The organism is Streptococcus sp. SCPM-O-B-15294 (M123), from assembly GCF_058200455.1.
In genome coordinates this window covers 189,894-210,250 of sequence record NZ_JBYQGU010000001.1, presented here as the reverse complement: position 1 = coordinate 210,250, position 20,357 = coordinate 189,894, and the positions used below count along the sequence as shown (strand labels likewise).

Below are 20,357 nucleotides of genomic sequence, written 5' to 3'. Positions count from 1 at the left end.
AGAATTATAGTCGATTGCGAAAGACCTCATACATGAGGATGGCTGCTGCCACACTGGCATTGAGGCTTTGCACATGACCATTCATGGGAATGGTGATCATCTCATCGACTTGCTTTTTGATGTTGGCTGAGATCCCTTTTCCTTCATTGCCAATGATCAAGGCTAACTTGCCAGCCGTATTCCACTGGTGCGATGGCGTGCCGTTCATGTCGGTTCCAAAGATCCAGAAGCCCTCTTCCTTTAGCTTGTCTAAGGTTTGGCTAAGATTGGTCACACGCGCAATGGGAATGTGTTCCACTGCTCCGGTAGAAGTTTTTGACACCACTGGGGTCACCCCAACCGCTCGGTGCTTAGGAATGATGACTCCTGAGACATTGGTCGCATCAGCTGTCCGCAAGATAGATCCAAGATTGTGCGGATCTGTTAAGCCATCGAGAATCAATAAAAGCGGGTTCTCTTCTTGGGCTGTCTGTTTCAGAATCGCTGCCAAGTCGGTGTAAGCAAAGGCTGCCACTCGAAGAACAAAGCCTTGGTGAACAGCTCCTTCTGTCATTTCCTGCAGGGTTTTCTTTGGCGTCCAAGAAATCGACACTTTTTTCTCAGCTGCTAAGGCCTTGATCTTGTCGACATTTTTCCCTCGGAGATCTTCTTGAATATATAATTTATTGCCTGTGTTGGCTTGTAAAGCCTCGGTGACTGCGTGGACACCGTATACGATATCGTTATTTTCCATAGAACTAGTATACCACAAGAAAGGAGGAAGAGGCCAATTCATGATATAATGAAATCAAATCTATCTCAATGAACAAACATAACTAGAAAGGAAGCCATGCCTCTTTTTCAACGAACCATCAAGCTCACCTTGGCCACCTGTTTAGCAGCTACCCTTGCTTATGCTCTGGGCTTGACCTATGCCATCTCAGCTGGCGTCATTGCCATCTTGAGTATCTCTGATACGCGTCGCAGTACCATCAAGCAGGCCTACCAGCGCTTTATGTCAACCTTGCTAGCCCTTGCTATCGGAAGTCTCGCCTTTTCCTTTTTAGGATTTAACCTTTGGGCACTGGGAGTTTTTATCGCTCTCTATGTTCCTGGTGCCTTTCTATTGGGTTGGCAGATCGGTATCACCCCTAGTACGGTGTTGGTTACCCACCTCTTGATTGAGCAGTCTACCTCCTGGGGGCTCTTGCTCAATGAACTTGCTCTCTTTTTAATTGGGACCAGCTTTGCCTTGCTGGCCAATCTCTATATGCCTTCTAATCAGGGAGCGATCGATCATTACCATGATGTTGTTGAAGACCAACTAAAGAAGATCCTTGGTCGTTTTGCGGAATTACTTGGTAAAGGGGATGGTCGCAATGATGCTCGCTTGATTAAGGAGTTGGATGGTATCCTAAAGGATGCTTTGAAGCTAGTTTATCTGGACCATTCCAACCACCTCTTTCACCAAACCAACTACCATATTCACTACTTCGAAATGCGCAAGCGGCAAAACGATATTCTGCGAGATATGGCAGAAAACGTCAATCGCTGTCAGTTAGCGGCGAGTGAAAGCATAATCCTGGCACAACTATTTAAGAAGACGGCTCAACAGTTAAGCCAGGAAAATCCTGCCCAAGATCTTCTAGATGATATTAGTCATTATTTGGCGATCTTCCGCGAACGCCCTCTTCCCAAGACCCGTGAAGAATTCGAAACACGCGCCACCTTGCTCCAACTCTTAAGAGACTTAGAAACTTTTATCCAAATCAAGGTTGATTTTTACCAACAATTTCATAAGGAAACAGAATAGACAGAGAAGCCCTTGCAAGATGCAAAGGCTTCTTTATTAGGGTAATCGTTGTAAACGCTTTCCTAAAATGGTATACTAGAACTGGAAAATAACTTTTTTTAAGGAGGGTCTTCTATATGAAGTCTTCATATAAGAAACATTTGTACACTACGACACTCAGTCTCTCAGCGGCTGTCTTGCTTTCCGTTATCGGTCATGGCCAAGCTTCAGCCGATAGCTTAGAAACTCCTCAAACGGAACCAAGCACGGTCCTTGAAGCGACACCTGCTACTGAGCAACCTGTGACAGCCGAGACGACTAGTCCCGCTACAGCCACAGAAGTAACTCCTGCTAGTCCTGCAGAAACAGCAGCGACTTCTGATGGGACTTCTACTACAGAAGTTGCTCCAACCGCTAGTCCAAGCACTACCCGTGCTACAACAACCGCTGACCAAGCGACTCGATTGGCGGATAGCACCATTTATCTCTCTGAAAAGAGTACGATTGATGACAAAGTCCAAGAAAAAGCTCAAGCTGCTGGCAAGATCAGCTGGACCTTAGACAATAAACCTCTCTCTGAGTGGAAAACCTGGGATATGGAGACAGGAACACTGAGCAAGGATCCATTCCTCACTATCACAGAGACCGCAAACGGCAATGATCTGGATCTCCACATTGACGTGCAGGATCTCTTTGGTGAAGATCTCAGTCTTCGTAGCCCAAATAATATTCGCCGGACTTATCGCAACTACATCGGCAACCATGAACTAGTCGGAACCAATGCAGACTTGGGTGTGACCATCAATAAAACCCTTGTTTTTCGACCTTACCAAGACTACCATACGCATGAAGAAATGCTAGCTGCTATCGAAAAATCCAAGGAAGAAGCGAAACCCGATCGTTTAGTGCAGCTGGAAACCCTTGGCAAGAGTGCCCAAGGCCGGGATATGAAGATGGGGATCGTGAGCAAGGACCAAGCCAGCATCGATCACTACCTCTCTAGCACCAATCCTACAGCCTTGACTAAGCCAAGCGAAATGCTGGCTGCACTGAAGGACAAGACCTTGGATTACAAATTACCTGTCTTAGTCCACAACACCCACGCGGATGAACAGCCTGGAATTGATATCATCACTGGCCTCTTTCATACCTTTGCTACCAAGGAAAAAGTGACCTTTAACACTACAGATGAAGCTGGAAATGCTAAAACTGTAACGCTAGATATTCCAACCTTGCTCAATAAATTCATCTTCTTATTTGACTTCACGGAAAACCCAGATGGGGATGCTCTCAACCTGCGGGCCCTAGCAAACGGGCTCGATCCAAACCGGGATGCCAGCTACCAAACCAACCCTGAAGTTCGCACGGTTATCCAAATGATCAACAAATGGAATCCGATCGCTCTCTACGACTTACACGGTTTTGTCAAAGAATTCTTAATCGAACCTGCAACGCCACCACATGATCCGAACTTCGAATACGATCTTCTGTCAGACCTGATGCTAGAAAATGCCCATCATATGGGACGGGCAGGAGTTGCCAATTCTAAATACAATAGTTACATCATTCCAAAACTGGATTGGGGCGATGGCTGGGATGACTCCTTCTCTGGCTATACAGGGGTATATGCTGTCTACCATGGTATCTTAGGCCATACCATTGAAATTCCAGAAGGAAATGAAGAATCCTACAAAGCAGGTCGCAATGCTGTTCTAGGAGGGATTGACTTCCTCAACCAAGATCCGGACCGTCTCCTTGAGATGCGTCTCAACTTCTACCTGCGCGGTCTCAATAAAACCGAAGATCCAAAAGCTGAAAATGAACTGGTCGGTCCAAATGGGGAAATCGTTGGACGTGTGAAAAATGGTCGTCCGAAATTCTTCCCAGACTACTACGTCATCCCAATGAGCCTCGACAAAGACAACGATGCCCAAGAAGCCTTCAATATGATCGACTACTTCAAACGCAATGGTGTCCTCGTCAAGGAACTTAAAGAAGATACAGGTCCCTACAAAAAAGGGGACTTGGTCATTGACATGGCCCAAGCCAAACGTGGCTATGCCAACCATATTCTCTACAAGGGTTCCAACGAATCTGCCTGGGCTGCTATGTACGCAGAGTTGCTGGTCAACTTCCCAGATATGAGAGGGTTCAAGTCCGAACCCGTCTTTGCGGATGGTCTTTTCAACGGAAAATTAGGAGAAGTCACCACCACCCGCGCCACTCGTACCTCTGAGATCGATCCAAAAGCGCCTTACTATGTGATCGCCAATACCTCAGCCAGTGCCGTTAAAGCTGTCAACCAGGCCATCGCGCAAGGAAAATCTGTCTACCTAACAGATGATGGCTACATCGTTGACCGCGATACCTTTGCTTCGCTCCTACCAAACTATGCCATTTATGGGGATGCCCTCTACAAGGTACCAAGCGGACCAACCTTGAAACCGATGAAGGTTTACTCTCCGAACTACCACTATAATTGGGCTGGAGTAGATGCGCCTGCTCATACTAGTCTGGTCCTTGAAAAATTAGGCTTCCAAATCGTCAATACACCAGAAGAAGCGGATGTTGTTATTTTGGAAAGCAACCGCTTTGACGCTTCCATTTTTGGCAAGAAACCAACCCTTGTCATTGGTGGGGAAGCCATGCAAAAGCTGGAAAAATTGGGAGTTCTTACAGGATTTGACGCTGAAAAACTAAAAGGCGGTAGTGACTACGAAGGCTTGATGAAAGCGATCATTGATGATCAGGATCCATTGACCAGCGGATACAAGAAGAATACCCTCTTCTACTCCAACTCAGGAAACTGGATTGAAAAGGTTCCAGAACATTTCAAGACCTTGATGAGCATCGCTCCGAGCGATTATTATATTGCAGGTTGGTGGCCACATAATGATGTTCTGGCTAACAAAGTCATGGCCATCTCTGGAGAACTGATGGGACAACCACTCTTTGTCTATGCAGGAAATCCAACCAACCGTCAACACCCTGTCCACTTCTTCCGCTGGGTAACCAATGCGATCTTTGGCAGCAAGTTGGCAAGCTTGATGGATTACGTTCCAGCTAAAGAACCAGATCAAGTGGTGGTTCCAATTCATAACCAAACAAGCAATCCACAGCCAATCTTAGCCAAGAAGGATAATCCTAAAGTCCTCCTTCCACAAAAAGAAATGACAACTAAAAATGAAGAAAGCGTGCAAGCCTTGACTTACCAAGTAGGACAAAGCTTCCAAGAAAGTCCAGCCAAGGCACAATTGCCACAAACTGGAGAAGACACAACTGCGCACTTCATTCTTTCAGGCTTCTTGTTAGCCGTTAGCGGAGGCTTCCTCCTCTTGAAAAAGAAAGAAGTTGAGTAAGCTCCAGGTTTAGACTTGGATGACATGAAAAGAACCTTCGCAGACGCGAAGGTTCTTTTCTATTCCACCAATTCCAACACAACCGTTTGGTAAGGGACTAATTCGAGCACTTGGTCTCCTTCTTGGAATAATCCTGCTGTATTATTTAAAACGACTGTTTTAATCGGAGCTGGCAACTCCAAGGTGGCCTGGCGATTTTGGAAATTGCTGATCACCAAGAGACGCTTGTCCCCACGGCGTTCAAAGGCGATGATGTTTTCACAGTCCCGATACGCTGGGATCATATCTCCAAATCGGATAGTATTTCCATAGAGGGGATGGCGATACAAGGCCGTCAGCTGCCGGTAATAATTCAAGATGGAATTTGGATCCTTTTCCTGATCTTCCACATTGATGGCAACATCTGGTTTGGGACTGATCAACCAAGCTGACCCATCGCTAAAGCCCAGACCTGGCTCTGCTGACCATTGCATGGGTGTCCGTGCATTGTCCCGGCTGTATTTGGCAATCGCAGCTAATGCTTCTTCCTCACTCAAACCAGCTTCTTTAGCCACATGGTAGCCATTGATGGTCGCGATATCATCAAAGTCCTCAACTGATTCAAAGATTTGGTTTTCCATCCCAATTTCTTGGCCTTGATAGATAAACGGAATTCCCTTACGCAAAACCTGAATGGTTCCTAGAGCTTTTTTACTGGTATCGTTTACCGGACCTTCCGCAATATAATGGGACACGCCACGAGGTTCGTCGTGGTTTTCGATGATGGTCGAGAGAACACCAATCCTATCTGCGCGCTCATGCGCTTGGAAAATACTTTCCTTAAGTTCTTCCGCTGTTGGAAGAGTATGGTCAAACCAGCCCTTTCCTTCCTGCCCTAAGCAGGTTTGCTTGAAGTCAAAGATAGAAGAAAAGACACCGTCTTTTCCAATGAAGAAATGCAATTCTTCGTCGGTTTCATTGAACACTTCCCCAACTGTGAAGGCATTGTACTTGGCGAAGGTTCGCTCATTTAACTCTTGCAAGAAAGGTTCAATCGATTGGGCATTCACTAGAGACTCCAGTACTGGGACCAAGCCATTTTCGCGATCAGACGGAAGCGAACGCCATTCTAGATCTTTTTTGATATTGATAATAGCATCGATCCTAAAGCCCGCAATTCCCTTGTCCAACCACCAGTTGATCATCTTGTAAATTTCTTCGCGCAAGACAGGATTTTGCCAATTAAGGTCTGGCTGATCCTTGTGATAAGAATGGAGATAGTATTTGTTGGTGCCAGGAACTGGTTCCCAGACACTGCCTCCAAAGTAACTTTCCCAGTTGTTGGGTTCCTTGTCACTTTCGATGAAATAAAAGTAATCTGCATAAGGGCCATCTGGATCTGATAGAGCTTTTTGGAACCACTCGTGATGACTGGAGCAGTGGTTAACCACCAAGTCCATAATGATAGAAATGCCCCGCTTCTTACCTTCAGCAATTAGCTCCTCCATATCTTCCATAGTTCCAAAAATAGGATCAATGGCATAGTAGTCTGAAATATCATAGCCCTGGTCAATAAACGGACTCTTGTAAATAGGCGATAACCAGAGAATGTCAATTCCTAAGTTTTGAAGGTAATCGAGTTTCTTCGTGATTCCTTTCAAATCCCCAACGCCATCACCATTGCTATCTTTAAAGCTTTTTGGGTAGATCTGATAAGCGACCTTCCCCTTCCACCAGTCTTTTTCCATGTTTTGTCTCCTTAAAATGAAAGTGACTGAGACATATCGTATCAGTCTCTACAGTGTCAGTAGGTATTAGTATACTGTTTTTTCAGTTTCTTTGTCGAAGAAGTGAGCTTTGTTCAAGTCAAATCCAAGTTCGATGGTTTCACCAGTTCCAAGGTAGTCACGTGCATCTACTTTAGCGATGAATTCGTTGTCACCAACTTGGCAGTACAAGTGAGATTCTGAACCAAGCAACTCAGATACAGAGATGGTTGCTTTCACGACTGATTCTGGGAATGTTTCAAGGAAAGCAGCTTCTGTATTCACGTCTTCTGGACGGATACCAAAGATCAATTCTTTACCATCATAGCCTTTTTCTTTCAAGACTTTCAAAGCACCTTCTGGAACTTTCAAGTTCAATCCATTGGCAACGATGTGTCCACCTTCCAATTTCACGTTAATGAAGTTCATTGCAGGGCTTCCGATGAATCCGGCTACGAATTTGTTGACTGGGTTTTTGTAAACTTCTTGAGGAGTACCGATTTGTTCCACACGTCCAATTGTACCAGTACCTGCAGGGTTTTTAGTAGCAGACATGATAACGATACGGTCAGCAAGAGTCATCGCTTCTGTTTGGTCGTGAGTTACGTAGATAGTTGTAGCTCCGATACGGCGGTGGATTTTCGCGATTTCAGCACGCATGGATACACGAAGTTTCGCATCCAAGTTTGACAAAGGTTCGTCCATCAAGAACACTTTTGCATCACGGACAATGGCACGACCCATAGCCACACGTTGACGTTGACCACCAGAAAGGTCAGCTGGTTTACGATCCAAGAATTCTTTCAAGCCAAGGATTTCAGCTGCTTCTTGTACACGTTTGTCGATATCTTCCTTGCTGTATTTACGCAATTTCAAACCAAAGGCCATGTTATCGTACACAGTCATGTGTGGGTAAAGAGCGTAGTTTTGGAATACCATGGCGATGTCACGGTCTTTAGGTGCCACGTTATTTACAACAGTACCATCGATGGAACATTCACCTTCTGTGATATCTTCAAGACCAGCGATCATACGAAGAGTTGTTGATTTACCACATCCTGAAGGACCTACGAAAACGATAAACTCTTTGTCTTTGATGTCCAAGTTGAAATCTTCAACTGAATAGTGTTCACTGTTTGGATATTTTTTGTAAATATTTTTAAGATTTAATTCTACCATGATGGTACTCCTTTGATTTTTATAATTCTATTGTAAATGAAAACGCTTTACAAAACTATGGCAAGTCTCACAAAAAAGAAAAAGAGTTTTGTGCAAGTTGCACAAAACTCTCAATTCATTCCGTTAAATCACATCCTGTAGAACCAAATGGTAACAAAGGGCTAGATCAGTCAGATTTTTTAACTGGAGACCCGTTAGCTCTTCCCACTTATCAATCTTGTATTGGAGTGAATTGCGATGGAGATAGAGTTGCTGGGCCGCCTTGGTCACAACTGCCCCATTGTCCCAGAGGGCAACAATGATATCCTGCAACTGGTCTTGACTCCCAATCAACTGATGCAAGCGTTCTTTGATAGGATGGAGATCCAAATCTGCCTGCTCGATTCCCCATAGGTAGAGTTGAGAAAAGCGGTAAACACCTTGATGGCCTTCTCGGATCCAGGCTCGAAAGGCTGCCCGTTCTGCTCGGATGACAGGAGATACTTTCCCAGCTTTTGACTCGGTCCATACCTGCCCGACCATGATGGATAAACGAATGTTAAAATCATACTCCATGGCAGAGACGGTATCTTTTAAGATATCAGCCACAGCCAGCGACTGCTCTTGATCTAGAATGAGTACATAGTCCTGTCCACTCAGTTGCAAGACTGCCCGAAAGTTGGGCAAAAGCGTCTGCATCATCTCTAACCAGGAAGCCGTTCCTTCCGCTGTCGAGTGCGAGAGGTGGCAATAGACAAGTTGCATTTTTTGGATAACTTGAGGGGCTTCTCCCTTTCCATCGATCAGGTATTGGTACCAAGGATTGGGAACAAGATCTTCCTCACTAGCCAACCAGGCAATCAATTGTTTTTCTCGCTCGGTTAGCTCTTCTTCCCTCAGTAGCAACCATTGCTGGGCCTGCAGGGGAATGGCTACATAACCAACTGGTGGATTGGGGTGATCCGTCACCTCTGCCTGAGGGAACCACTCTCTGATATTTTTCACTATTTTGTTCCTTCTTCCACTTTTTGGATACACCAAGCTACCAATTCCTCTAAGCGATTGATTTCATCTGTCAGATGCAGGTAACCCATGACCGCTTCAAAACCCGTCGACATGCGATAGGTCACGACATCCGCATTTTTGGCCTTGGTATGGCTATTGGTATTGCGACCGCGCTTATAGATCTCGACTTCTTTCTCTGTCAAAAGCTCTTCTTCCAACATCATCGCAATCAGACTAGCCTGAGCCTTGGCAGAGACGTAGCGGGTAGCTGCCTGATGAAGTTTATTGGGCTTGGTCATCCCTTGCAAAATCAGGTGCTTGCGAATATACATAGAATAGACCGCATCTCCCTCAAAGGCCAGGGCAATCCCATTGATTAGATTGACATCAATCACGAGTCCACCTTACACCTTCTTTTGTATCCAAGAGCTTGATTCCTTGCGCAGCCAATTCATCGCGAATGGCATCTGCTCTCGCAAAATCTTTCTTAGCCCGCGCTTCCTGGCGTTCAGCGATCAAGGCTTCAATATCTGCATCCAAGACTTCTTCGACAAAGACCACTCCAAAGACTTCTAACATCTTGGTCAAGGCATCCTTGACGTCTTGATTGTAGTGACCTGAATTGATCCATTTAGCCAATTCAAAGACGACAGTAATTCCGTTCGCTGCATTGATATCTTCATCCATCGCCGCGATAAACTTGTCCACAAAGCCTTGCAAGTCTGCTGGATCCACTTCTCCTGTGAACGGTTGCTCATAGGTATTTTTCAAATACTTGAGGTTGGTCTCCGCATCGCGTACCGCTTTTTCTGTGAAGTTAATGGGCTTGCGGTAGTGCTGGGTCGCAAAGAAGAAGCGAAGGACTTGGCCGTCGATGGTCTTCAATGCATCATGCACAGTAATGAAGTTACCTAAGGACTTGGACATCTTGACATTGTCGATATTGACAAAGCCATTGTGCATCCAGTAGTTGGCAAAAGTTTTGCCTGTTTTGGCTTCAGACTGGGCAATTTCATTGGTATGGTGTGGAAACTCAAGATCGGCTCCACCACCGTGGATATCAATGGTATCGCCTAAAATCCCCGTTGACATGACCGAACACTCGATGTGCCAACCAGGACGACCAGGACCCCAAGGACTGTCCCAAGAAACTTCACCCGGCTTCGCAGCTTTCCAAAGGGCAAAGTCGACTGGATTTTCCTTGCGGGCAGTCTCTTCATCTGTCCGACCAGAAGCACCTAACTCCAAGTCTTCTAGAGTTTTGTTGGCTAACTTAGCATAGTTGTGGGATTTTTCCACACGGAAATAAACATCCCCTTGGCTCTCGTAGGCATAGCCTTTTTCGATCAAATCAGCGACAAAACGAATGATGTCGTCCATAAACTCGACCACACGAGGGTGGCGGGTTGCAGGTTTGACCCCGAGAGCCGTCACATCCTCACGAAAAGCCGCAATGTACTTGTCTGCCACTTCCTGAGGAGTAATGCTTTCTTCCTTGGCACGGTTGATAATCTTATCATCCACATCTGTAAAGTTGGAAATGTAGTTAACCTCGTAGCCACGATACTCAAAGTAGCGACGAATCGTGTCAAAGGCTACTGTCGAACGGGCATTCCCCACGTGGATATAGTTGTAAACTGTTGGCCCACAAACATACATGCGGACCTTTCCTTCTTCGATTGGGACAAATTCTCGCAAATCACGAGACATGGTGTCATAAATTTTAATCATGCGGTCCACTCCCTTCTTTATTTCTGACTTTTTCGGCTGAAAACCAGCTCTGCAAAAGGGCCAAATTGTCTGAGGCTATCCAGTTGATAAAAGCGCTGCCCTTCCTCTTGGGTAAAGAGGGGAACCCCCTTTCCTAGGATAAGGGGCGCTATCTGAATAATGAGGTGGTCGAAAAGATCCGCATCCAAGAGCGGTCCTACCAAGGAATTACCACCAATCACAAAGACATTTTTGCCTTTGTCAATCTGGCGAACAAAGTCCACCACATCCCCAGCTACTGGCTGGTAATTGCTGACAGGCAGGTGCCTATCATGCGTAAAGACATAGTTTTCCGTAGCTTGATAAAAACTTTCTACATCTTGCAAATCTTGGATTTCCTCAAAGGTCCGCTTACCCATGATGGTGATATCCATTTGCCTGTAAAAGTCATCATAGCCTGTATCCTCTATAGAAGCAAGCTGATGCAGCCAGTCTATCCTGTGCTGGCTGTCTGCCAAGTAGCCATCCATGGTGATACAGCCGTAAAAATAAACTGCCATTCTTGTAGTTACCTTTCTAGTTCCTTTGCTATTGTCAAAGCGATAGTGAAAAAAGTCATGGCATCAGCTGTCCGCTCTTCATGGCGGGCACCCCAGGTTCGGTTATGATGATCTACATAGTCAGCTGTGTAGAAGAACTGATAGACTTTACTCTTGCGAAATTGACTCCAAGCCTTCTTTCAGTTCAAGGACTACCTGGTTCAAAATAGCATCTGGTAAATCTGACAGGTCGGTTCCTCCTGTCATATTTCACTTCGATAACTTTTCCAACCTTTTCTAAAGACTTGATGAATGGTGACTGGCTTCCTTGGCGTGCTCCATCTTATTCACGTAGTATTCACGCTTTTCTTCTTCCTGGTGAATGATTGGCTCATCCTTCTTACCGTGAACACGAACAATCTTGGCAGGAACACCGACAACGGTCACATCACTCGGTACATCAGAGACTACCACTGCCCCTGCTCCTACTTTGGCCTTGGCCCCAATCTCAATCGGGCCGATGACTTGAGCATGAGCGGAGATCAAAGCTCCTTCACGAACCGTTGGATGACGCTTCCCTGTATCCTTTCCAGTTCCACCGAGCGTCACCCCATGGTAGAGCATGACGCCTTTTTCAACAATAGCTGTTTCCCCAATAACGAGGCCCGCTCCATGGTCGATAAAGACACCCGAAGCAATTGTCGCACCTGGATGGATTTCGATCTGGGTCCAAAAGCGCCAGAACTGACTGTGCATCCGAGCTAGAAGCTTAAAGCCATGATTCCACAAAAAGTGAGAAACACGGTGAGCAGCTAACGCTTTAACGCCTGGATAGGTCAAGAGGACCTCCAGCGAGGTACGTGCTGCTGGGTCATTTTCTTTTACAATATCAATGGTTTCACGCCACCATCCCATACCGTGCTCCTTTCTTTTAAATGCTTATTCTTTCGTTGCTTCGCCTGAATCTTTGGCAAAATCTTTTCTAGGTTTGTGGTGACGAGGACGGTCGCCATGACGATGACCCTTCTCACCTTTTTCTTCCGAATGTTCTGTTTTTGGCGGACGTGGCAAGAGTGCTTTCATAGAAGCATCGACACGACCTTTTTCATCAATCTTGATAATCTTGACATCCACTTCATCACCAATAGCTACCAGGTCTTCGACACGGTTGGTGCGAGTCCAAGCCATTTCAGAGATGTGAACGAGGGCATCCGTCTTGTCAAATAGGTTGACAAAGGCACCGAATTTCTCGATACGCACAACTTTAGCATGGTAGACTTCGTCCACTTTAGCTTCACGAACCAAACCAGCAATGATTTCTTTAGCGCGGTTAATAGCAGCTTGGTCGCTCGAGTAGATAGACACGTTTCCTTCTTCATCGATATCAATCTTAACGCCTGTTTCAGCGATGATTTTATCGATGGTTTCTCCACCTTTACCGATGACAATCTTAATCTTGTCCACATCAATCTTGATGGTATCAATTTTCGGAGCAGTTGGAGCCAATTCTGGACGAACTTCTGGAATCGTTGCTTCAATCACGTCAAGGATTTCAAAACGAGCTTTCTTGGCTTGGGCAAGAGCTTCAGTCAAGATTTCCGCAGTAATCCCTTGGATCTTGATATCCATTTGAAGGGCTGTAATCCCGTCACGCGTACCTGCAACCTTAAAGTCCATGTCTCCAAAGTGGTCTTCCAAACCTTGGATATCTGTCAATACGGTGTAGTTGTTTCCATCTGAAATGAGACCCATAGCAATACCTGCTACTGGCGCCTTAATTGGCACACCACCAGCCATGAGGGCAAGAGTTCCCGCACAGATAGATGCTTGAGATGAAGAACCATTTGATTCCAATACTTCTGCTACCAAACGGATGGCATATGGGAATTCTTCCAAGCTTGGCAAGACTTGAGCAAGGGCACGCTCACCGAGAGCACCGTGACCAATTTCACGACGACCAGGTGCACCGTAACGTCCAGTTTCCCCTACAGAATATTGTGGGAAGTTGTAGTGGTGCATGAAGCGTTTCTTGTACTCAGGGTCTAAACCATCGATGATTTGCGTTTCACCCATTGGTGCCAAGGTCAAAACAGAAAGGGCTTGCGTTTGTCCACGCGTAAAGAGACCTGAACCGTGAACGCGAGGAAGGTAGTCCACTTGTGCATCCAACGGACGAATTTCATCGACCTTACGACCATCTGGACGAACCTTGTCTTCTGTAATCAAACGGCGCACTTCTGCGTGTTCCATTTGTTCCAAGATTTCAGCCACGTCCCGCATGATACGGTCAAATTCTTCGTGGTCTGCATATTTTTCTTCGTAAACTGCTGTGACTTGGTCTTTGACTGCTTGAGTTGCAGCTTCACGCGCCAATTTTTCTTCAACTTGAACAGCTTTTTGAAGGTCGCTGTTGTAGGCTGCAATGATTTCAGTTTGCAATTCAGCATCCACATGAAGCAATTCAACTTCTGCTTTTTCCTTCCCAACTGCCGCAACGATTTCTTCTTGGAAGGTAATCAATTCTTTGACAGCTTCGTGTCCTTTAAGAAGGGCTTCCAACATGATTTCTTCTGACAATTCTTTGGCACCAGACTCTACCATGTTGATAGCGTGCTTAGTACCAGCTACTGTCAATTCAAGAAGCGATTGCTCTGCTTGCTCTTGAGTAGGGTTGATGATGATTTGGCCATCAACATAACCTACTTGTACCCCAGCGATTGGTCCGTCAAATGGAATATCTGAGATAGAAAGTGCCAAGGATGAACCAAACATCGCTGCCATTGGGGCAGATGCATTTTCATCGTAAGAAAGGACTGTGTTGATGACTTGCACTTCATTACGGAAACCTTCCGCAAACATTGGACGGATTGGACGGTCAATCAAACGTGCTGTCAAGGTCGCATCTGTTGAAGGACGTCCTTCACGTTTCATAAATCCACCAGGAAATTTCCCAGCCGCATACATTTTTTCTTCGTAGTTGACTTGAAGTGGGAAGAAATCCCCAGTTGCCATCTTCTTAGACATAACGGCAGCAGTCAAGACAGTTGACTCACCATAACGCACGACAACAGAGCCATTGGCTTGCTTAGCAACCTGACCAGTCTCTACGATCAACTCACGACCCGCAAAAGTCGTTTGAAACACTTGTTTTGTCATTGTAATCCCCTTTGGATTGATAAAATTATACGACTTGCCTACAAAAATCAGGATACAAAGGGCGTGAAGAATCCCGTATGAAAATAGGAGATTGACGCAGTGTGCCACGCACACCAGGAAATCTATCTTTTTCACTAGGGATTTAGCCCGTGTTCAACTATCAAGATACTAAGGCCACCCAACTCAACGAGATCGGGATTTCAACAGCCTTTCTGTATGTTATATCCTCATCTTTGTATCCAAGCACGTATAACCTTTATTTTACCATATTCAAGCCCAAAAGAAAAAGGCTTTAAAAGCCTTTTTCGAGGAATATTTGATTTCCACTTATTTTAAAATTCTAGAGCTAGATATAGCTACCGTCTATTTTCCATTCCACACATTTTCTTTACTAACGACATAGAATCGCGTTTTGTGTTCTCCACCTGAATAGTCTTTCTTGCTCCGCTTCAACACATAGCGCTCAAAAGGTTGAGAAGAGGTCTTAACTCTAGTTGTTACTGTAACTGTATCATTCTCAACGACCCACTCATCTGCTGAAGGAATAACAACCTCTGGGCCAGCACCTCCACGTCCACCTAGAACGAATTCAAAAAACTTCTTATCTTTCGAAGAGTATATCCATCCTTGTTTTCTTTCTTTCGCAAGTTGAATTAATTGATCTGTAGTCATAGATTGAATGGATTCTGATGTTTCTTGAGCTTCCAATTTTTTAATGACATCTGCAAGTTGATAGGTACCTGGAGTATAAGTATTGAAATAATCTAAAAACATGCCTTCTGTATAAGAATAGATACCGCTATGATCATTTGATAAATCTAATATAAAGGTTGGTTTGACCAATCTAGAATACATTAAAGAATAGCCATTCTCTACTACCGAGTGGATATCCTCTTGATCTTCCGCACTCAATCCTTTAACAGTAGATGCATTTCCCCCTTCCACTCTCGTCGTAAACTCAAGCGCGATCCAGCCTTGGCCAGATTGGAGCTTGCCCCAGGTATATCCATCAGCTGTAACCGTCTCAGTTATCGTGTAAACACCTTGCGGGATCATCCCGACTTCTTCCCCCTTGATCGATGCTTCTTTACGAATTCGAAGATCTGAAACTGCTACACGGACTTGGTAACTATTTGTTTGCTGCTCTGAGGTACTTGCTTGGCTGATCGCCTTCTTCCCAGTCTCTAGTTCTTTCCATCCAAATTTTGCTTGATCCAATTCTTTTGCTGTAATCCCTAAGGCTTTTTCTGGCTTCTGACCGTCCCCATTTTTAATTTGGATCTTATTGACAGTCTCCAGCTTTCCTTTTTGGAACTTGTAATGGATCAAATCTACTTCTGGTTGAAGAGACGAAAAGCTAGCATAAATGACCGAGCCATCCTCAAAAATTTGAAAACTTGAACGAGAGCCACCAGAGGAAGCCACAAAAGCTGTATGCAACAATTCTGGTTGCTGGCCTTTCAGATAGTAGATTGCTGAGACTGTTTGGCCATTCCCAATCAAGAGTTCGTCCCGCCCATCCTTATCCAAATCTGTATAAAAATAGGAAAGGTTAGGTTTACTACCCAGAGTTTGAAGATATATGGCATAGACATACTCATCCGATTGAGGATCTATTTCTTTTAGTTTGGTCTCTAGACCTGCACTATCACCTGCTTCGATCGCCCTAGAGTAGGCCTGGTAACGCTCAAGCACTGTTTGATAGTACTCATGCCCAGACGATGCTTTTTTGGAATTTTTTCCATCTGTTACTTCACTTTGAGCTGTAGAGGGTTGCGTCCGAGGACGTCGCTTAGGCCCACATGCCACCAAGGTTAGCAAGGTCATCGCTACCAAGCTAACTTTATAGAATTTCTTCATCGTATACTCCCTAAAACTTTCTCCACTTTATTATACCAAAAGAAGGTAAAAAAGCTAGAAAATCCTTGGCTTCTTATTGGATCCAGCTAGCTTTGATAAGTTCTCCTTTCACCTATCATTCTCCCCTATTTTCTGCTATACTGAGTATAGTTATTTGATCAAAAGGAGAACACTATGGAATTAAAAAAACGTTCTGAATTTCCTGAGAACGAACTCTGGGACCTCACAGCCCTCTACCAAGATCAGGAAGACTTCTTGCGCGCCATTGAAAAAACACGCGAAGAAATCAATGAATTTGTCCGCAACTACAAGGGCAAGCTCCACACTTTTGAAGACTTTGAAGCTGCCTTTGCGGTCTTTGAACAAATTCAGATCCAACTCAGTCACATTGGCAACTACAGCTTTATGCCACAAACGACTGACTTTGGCGATGAAGCTTTTGCGGAAATTGCCCAAGCGGGGATGGATTTCGAAACTTGGGCTAGCGTCGAACTTTCCTTCTTTGATGATGCTTTGGTAGAAGCGGATGAAGAAGTCCTTGAACGCCTGGGACAACTCCCTCACCTCACTTTTGCCATTCGTCAGGCTAAAATCAAAAAAGCTCACTACTTGGGAGCTGATGTGGAAAAGACTTTGACCAACCTTGGTGAAGTCTTCTACGGACCACAAGACATCTATACCAAGATGCGGGCTGGTGACTTTGAAATGGCTGATTTTGAAGTAGACGGAAAAGTTTACAAGAATAGCTTTGTCACTTATGAAAACTTCTACCAGAACCATGAGAATGCAGAAGTCCGTGAAAAAGCCTTTCGTTCCTTCTCAGAAGGATTGCGCAAGCACCAAAACACTGCTGCTGCCACCTATCTAGCCCAAGTCAAGTCTGAAAAGCTGATCGCAGATATGCGAGGCTACGACTCTGTCTTTGACTATCTCTTGGCTGAGCAGGAAGTGGATCGTTCTATGTTTGACCGTCAGATTGACCTGATCATGAGGGACTTCGCTCCGGTCGCTCAAAAATTCCTCAAACACGTGGCCAAGGTCAACGGCCTTGAAAAAATGACCTTTGCTGATTGGAAGTTGGACTTGGACAGCGCGCTCAACCCAGATGTCACCATTGATGACGCTTATGACTTGGTCATGAAATCTGTGGCACCACTTGGTGAAGAATATTCTCGCGAAATCGCCCGCTACCAAACCGAACGTTGGGTCGACTTTGCGGCCAACGAAGGCAAGGATTCCGGTGGTTATGCGGCTGACCCCTATCGCGTCCATCCTTATGTCCTGATGAGTTGGACAGGGCGCATGAGCGATGTTTATACCCTGATCCACGAGATCGGACACTCTGGTCAATTCATCTTCTCAGACAACAACCAAAGCTACTTCAACGCCCACATGTCAACCTACTATGTGGAAGCTCCATCTACCTTTAACGAGCTCCTCCTCAGCGACTATTTGGAACAGCAGTTTGACGATCCTCGTCAAAAACGCTTTGCCCTAGCACACCGCTTGACAGACACCTACTTCCACAACTTCATCACCCACTTGTTGGAAGCAGCCTTCCAACGCAAGGTCTACACCTTGATCGAAGAAGGTGGCACCTTCGGTGCTAGCAAGCTCAACAGCATCATGAAGGAAGTCCTGACCGAATTCTGGGGTGACGCTGTTGAAATCGATGACGATGCAGCGTTGACCTGGATGCGCCAGAGCCACTACTACATGGGGCTATACAGCTACACCTACTCAGCTGGCTTGGTTATCTCAACAGCGGGATACTTGCATTTGAAGAACTCCGAAAATGGAGCTAAAGATTGGCTAGATCTCCTCAAATCAGGCGGCAGCAAGACCCCACTGGAGTCAGCTATGATTATCGGAGCAGATATCTCAACGGATAAACCACTTCGCGATACCATCCAGTTCTTGTCTGATACGGTTGATCAGATTATTGCTTACAGTGAAGAGTTGGGAGAATAAACTCCTCTACAGCTAACTCTAAAATAAGCTAGTAATAATGCAGAGGTGCTAGGGATGTATCAAGAATTACAAAGTAAAGTAACAGAAGAAAAACCAAGCTATCGTCGAGAAGAAATCCAGTGGTTGCTGGAACATTTAGGAGACCCTTCACCAGAAATTCGAGATGATCTTGTTTTTACAAGCTTAGCTAGAGGGATTCAAGAAGAACTCTTTACACAAGAACAGTTTCATTTCATTTCTAAGACGATTATATCCGATGAAGGAGTAGAAAAAGAGATTGACAAGATTGGACTATCGACACTTGATCGTTCTTTTAGAGCACTGATTTATGCCAATCTCTTGTCTGCAGATGCCAACAAACAATCGATTTTTTATCAGGGATTAAAAGCTGATATAAGATATATTATACTGGATCAAGGCTTACACTATCTTTTAAAAGAAAAGGATACAACAGGTTTTTCCAGCCAGTATGGCTGGGTTCACGCTTTTGCGCATGGAGCTGATCTTTTGACAGAAGTAGTTTGTCATCCAGAATTTCCCAATAAAAAAGTTCACGAAGGATTGGACATACTTGGCCAAATCTTTAAAAGAATTTCAATTCGTTTTACCGATGATGAGGATTGGCGTTTAGCTAGAGTGCTCTATGAACCTATTTTGCAAGGGAAAATCGAGCAAGAACAAGTAGCTTCTTGGATAAAAACGCTTGACTTTCCAATAGAAGAAAGGGAAGATTTTTATAAATTTTCCAACCTTAGATCCTGTCTGTTAGAAGTCTACATTCAACTTGATCAGAGAGACTTTTTACAAGATGAGTTGAAAGAGGCCATTCAATCTTTTCAATACTAACTGTTGCACTTATTCTTGCAATTTATCATATAAAAAAAGCACTCCCATTTTATTAATGGGAGTGCTTATGCTTTTAACTCAACTCAGCCACAATGGCCTTGATTTGTTCTGCAGTGTGAACACCAGCAACTTGTTTAACCACTTGTCCATCTTTTTTGAAAAGAAGAGTAGGGATAGACATAATGCCGAAATCACGCGCTGTATTTGGATTTTCATCAACGTCCATTTTAACGATTTTCAAGACATCTTCTGAAAGTTCTTCAGACAATTTATCCAAGATTGGTCCTTGCATACGACATGGACCACACCAGGTCGCCCAGAAGTCTACCAAGACCAATCCTTCTTTTGTTTCTGCTTCAAATGTTGCATCTGTAATTGCTTTTGCCATTGTTTTTCTCCTTTAGTTTTTGTATTGATCGAGGTCCTGCTTCATCAAATAGAAGAAGACATCTCCGTAAGTTCCATGGTAATCAAGTTCGTGCCCATTATAGGTCAATTTTTGTACGGGATAGTAATCCGCTACACCGATCAAGCAGGTCTGTTGGGAGCGTTCAAATTCTTCATAGGAATCAAAATGCACGACTCTTTCTTGTTTTGCACCATCTAGATATGTAATATCAATCATATCGATAACCTCTATTTCTTAAGATGCGTCTATTGTAACTCCGTTAATTACATCTGTCAAGAAAAACGACTCACTCAGAATCATGAATCTTGTCCAAAATATACAACAAAAAAGCCCTCTGAATTCAGAGAGCTGTTTTGAGGTCAAGCTAAAATCCTAGTGAAAACAAAAAAGCTATTCAACTAGAGTAGCCTTATTTTCAAGATATGCTCAATCGAACACGGCCTAAGCACTTGGCAGAAAAGATAAAATTTCCTAGAAACTGAAGTTTCTTCGTTAATTTTCCTATTTTTGCTTTGTGCTTTTGACGGCCTTTGTATCATATTTCTTGCTGTATAAAACGTTTCTAGACAAGGCGACGACCGAAGATTGTACTAGATTTCTTCTGAAAACAAAAAATCTCCCCGAAGGGAGATAGATCTGGCCTATTTTACCTTACGATGCTAGGAACCGCAGCCGAAGATTATACTATAATTCTAGTCAAAAAGAAAAGCTACTCTACAATAGAGTAACTTAACTTTTTTGTATTCAATTGAACACGGCCTAAGCACTTGGCAAAAAAGATAAAATCTCCTAGAAGCTGAAGCTTCTTCGTCAATTTTTCTATTTTTG

General features: G+C 44.4%; 16 protein-coding genes and 2 pseudogenes. 4 read left to right on the top strand and 14 right to left on the bottom strand.

What is annotated here, in order from left to right:
* Window positions 1–4 precede the first annotated feature (4 nt).
* Window positions 5–733 carry a 23S rRNA (guanosine(2251)-2'-O)-methyltransferase RlmB gene (rlmB, locus tag AC3E8G_RS00870; RefSeq protein ID WP_003010074.1) on the bottom strand — a complete coding sequence of 243 codons (729 nt, stop codon included), beginning with the start codon at window positions 731–733 and terminating at the stop codon, window positions 5–7.
* Window positions 734–829: 96 nt separating this feature from the next.
* Here rlmB and AC3E8G_RS00865 point away from each other — a divergent pair, with 96 nt between their 5' ends.
* Window positions 830–1,792 (top strand): aromatic acid exporter family protein, encoded by a 963-nt coding sequence (locus tag AC3E8G_RS00865; RefSeq protein WP_049487803.1) that lies wholly within the window; start codon window positions 830–832, stop codon window positions 1,790–1,792.
* Window positions 1,793–1,908: 116 nt separating this feature from the next.
* Complete coding sequence (locus AC3E8G_RS00860; protein ID WP_490676800.1) at window positions 1,909–5,130, top strand: LPXTG-anchored zinc carboxypeptidase; 3,222 nt, start codon at window positions 1,909–1,911, stop codon at window positions 5,128–5,130.
* 59 nt (window positions 5,131–5,189) lie between these two features.
* Here the strand turns inward: AC3E8G_RS00860 and AC3E8G_RS00855 are convergent, their stop codons facing one another.
* The 11 genes and pseudogenes from AC3E8G_RS00855 to AC3E8G_RS00805 form a co-directional block, all read right to left on the bottom strand.
* Window positions 5,190–6,857, bottom strand: a complete 1,668-nt coding sequence (locus tag AC3E8G_RS00855; protein ID WP_490676798.1) for an alpha-glucosidase — start codon at window positions 6,855–6,857, stop codon at window positions 5,190–5,192.
* Window positions 6,858–6,923: 66 nt separating this feature from the next.
* Window positions 6,924–8,054, bottom strand: coding sequence for an ABC transporter ATP-binding protein (locus AC3E8G_RS00850; RefSeq protein WP_021154414.1), 1,131 nt, complete (start codon window positions 8,052–8,054; stop codon window positions 6,924–6,926).
* Between the two features lie 123 nt (window positions 8,055–8,177).
* A complete protein-coding gene (locus AC3E8G_RS00845) occupies window positions 8,178–9,038 on the bottom strand; it encodes a helix-turn-helix domain-containing protein (protein WP_129270009.1) in 861 nt (286 codons plus the stop codon).
* Window positions 9,038–9,433: a Mini-ribonuclease 3 gene (locus AC3E8G_RS00840; protein ID WP_129270007.1), complete on the bottom strand. Its 396-nt coding sequence runs from the start codon at window positions 9,431–9,433 to the stop codon at window positions 9,038–9,040. The genes AC3E8G_RS00845 and AC3E8G_RS00840 overlap by 1 nt, the downstream gene beginning before the upstream one ends.
* Window positions 9,426–10,769: a cysteine--tRNA ligase gene (gene cysS, locus AC3E8G_RS00835; protein ID WP_129270005.1), complete on the bottom strand. Its 1,344-nt coding sequence runs from the start codon at window positions 10,767–10,769 to the stop codon at window positions 9,426–9,428. Before cysS ends, AC3E8G_RS00840 begins: the two co-directional genes overlap by 8 nt.
* A 17-nt stretch (window positions 10,770–10,786) precedes the next feature.
* Window positions 10,787–11,308 carry a dihydrofolate reductase family protein gene (locus AC3E8G_RS00830; protein WP_129270003.1) on the bottom strand — a complete coding sequence of 174 codons (522 nt, stop codon included), beginning with the start codon at window positions 11,306–11,308 and terminating at the stop codon, window positions 10,787–10,789.
* Between the two features lie 8 nt (window positions 11,309–11,316).
* Window positions 11,317–11,481: pseudogene (locus tag AC3E8G_RS00825) on the bottom strand (nucleoside phosphorylase); the annotation flags it as partial.
* Window positions 11,459–11,554 (bottom strand): annotated as a pseudogene (locus tag AC3E8G_RS00820) (YdeI/OmpD-associated family protein); the annotation flags it as partial. The pseudogenes AC3E8G_RS00820 and AC3E8G_RS00825, both read right to left, overlap by 23 nt.
* Window positions 11,555–11,584: 30 nt before the next feature.
* The gene (gene cysE, locus AC3E8G_RS00815; protein ID WP_129270001.1) at window positions 11,585–12,202 is read right to left on the bottom strand and encodes a serine O-acetyltransferase; all 618 of its coding nucleotides are present in this window, start codon (window positions 12,200–12,202) and stop codon (window positions 11,585–11,587) included.
* Window positions 12,203–12,226: 24 nt separating this feature from the next.
* On the bottom strand, window positions 12,227–14,443 hold the full coding sequence (pnp, locus tag AC3E8G_RS00810; RefSeq protein WP_324250047.1) for a polyribonucleotide nucleotidyltransferase: 2,217 nt from the start codon (window positions 14,441–14,443) through the stop codon (window positions 12,227–12,229).
* A 363-nt stretch (window positions 14,444–14,806) separates the two neighbouring features.
* Window positions 14,807–16,303: a hypothetical protein gene (locus tag AC3E8G_RS00805; protein ID WP_490676796.1), complete on the bottom strand. Its 1,497-nt coding sequence runs from the start codon at window positions 16,301–16,303 to the stop codon at window positions 14,807–14,809.
* 174 nt (window positions 16,304–16,477) lie between these two features.
* On the opposite strand from AC3E8G_RS00805, the gene pepF reads away from it, so the two are divergent.
* Window positions 16,478–18,274, top strand: a complete 1,797-nt coding sequence (gene pepF / locus AC3E8G_RS00800) for an oligoendopeptidase F (RefSeq protein WP_490676795.1) — start codon at window positions 16,478–16,480, stop codon at window positions 18,272–18,274.
* A 54-nt stretch (window positions 18,275–18,328) separates the two neighbouring features.
* Entirely contained in the window at window positions 18,329–19,120 is a 792-nt protein-coding gene (locus AC3E8G_RS00795; RefSeq protein ID WP_490676794.1) for a DUF2785 domain-containing protein, read from the top strand.
* 73 nt (window positions 19,121–19,193) lie between these two features.
* On the opposite strand, the gene trxA is transcribed toward AC3E8G_RS00795, so the two are convergent.
* Both trxA and AC3E8G_RS00785 read right to left on the bottom strand, forming a co-directional pair.
* Window positions 19,194–19,508 (bottom strand): thioredoxin, encoded by a 315-nt coding sequence (gene trxA, locus AC3E8G_RS00790; protein WP_490676793.1) that lies wholly within the window; start codon window positions 19,506–19,508, stop codon window positions 19,194–19,196.
* Between the two features lie 12 nt (window positions 19,509–19,520).
* The gene (locus AC3E8G_RS00785) at window positions 19,521–19,745 is read right to left on the bottom strand and encodes a DUF4649 family protein (protein ID WP_490676792.1); all 225 of its coding nucleotides are present in this window, start codon (window positions 19,743–19,745) and stop codon (window positions 19,521–19,523) included.
* Window positions 19,746–20,357 lie beyond the last annotated feature (612 nt).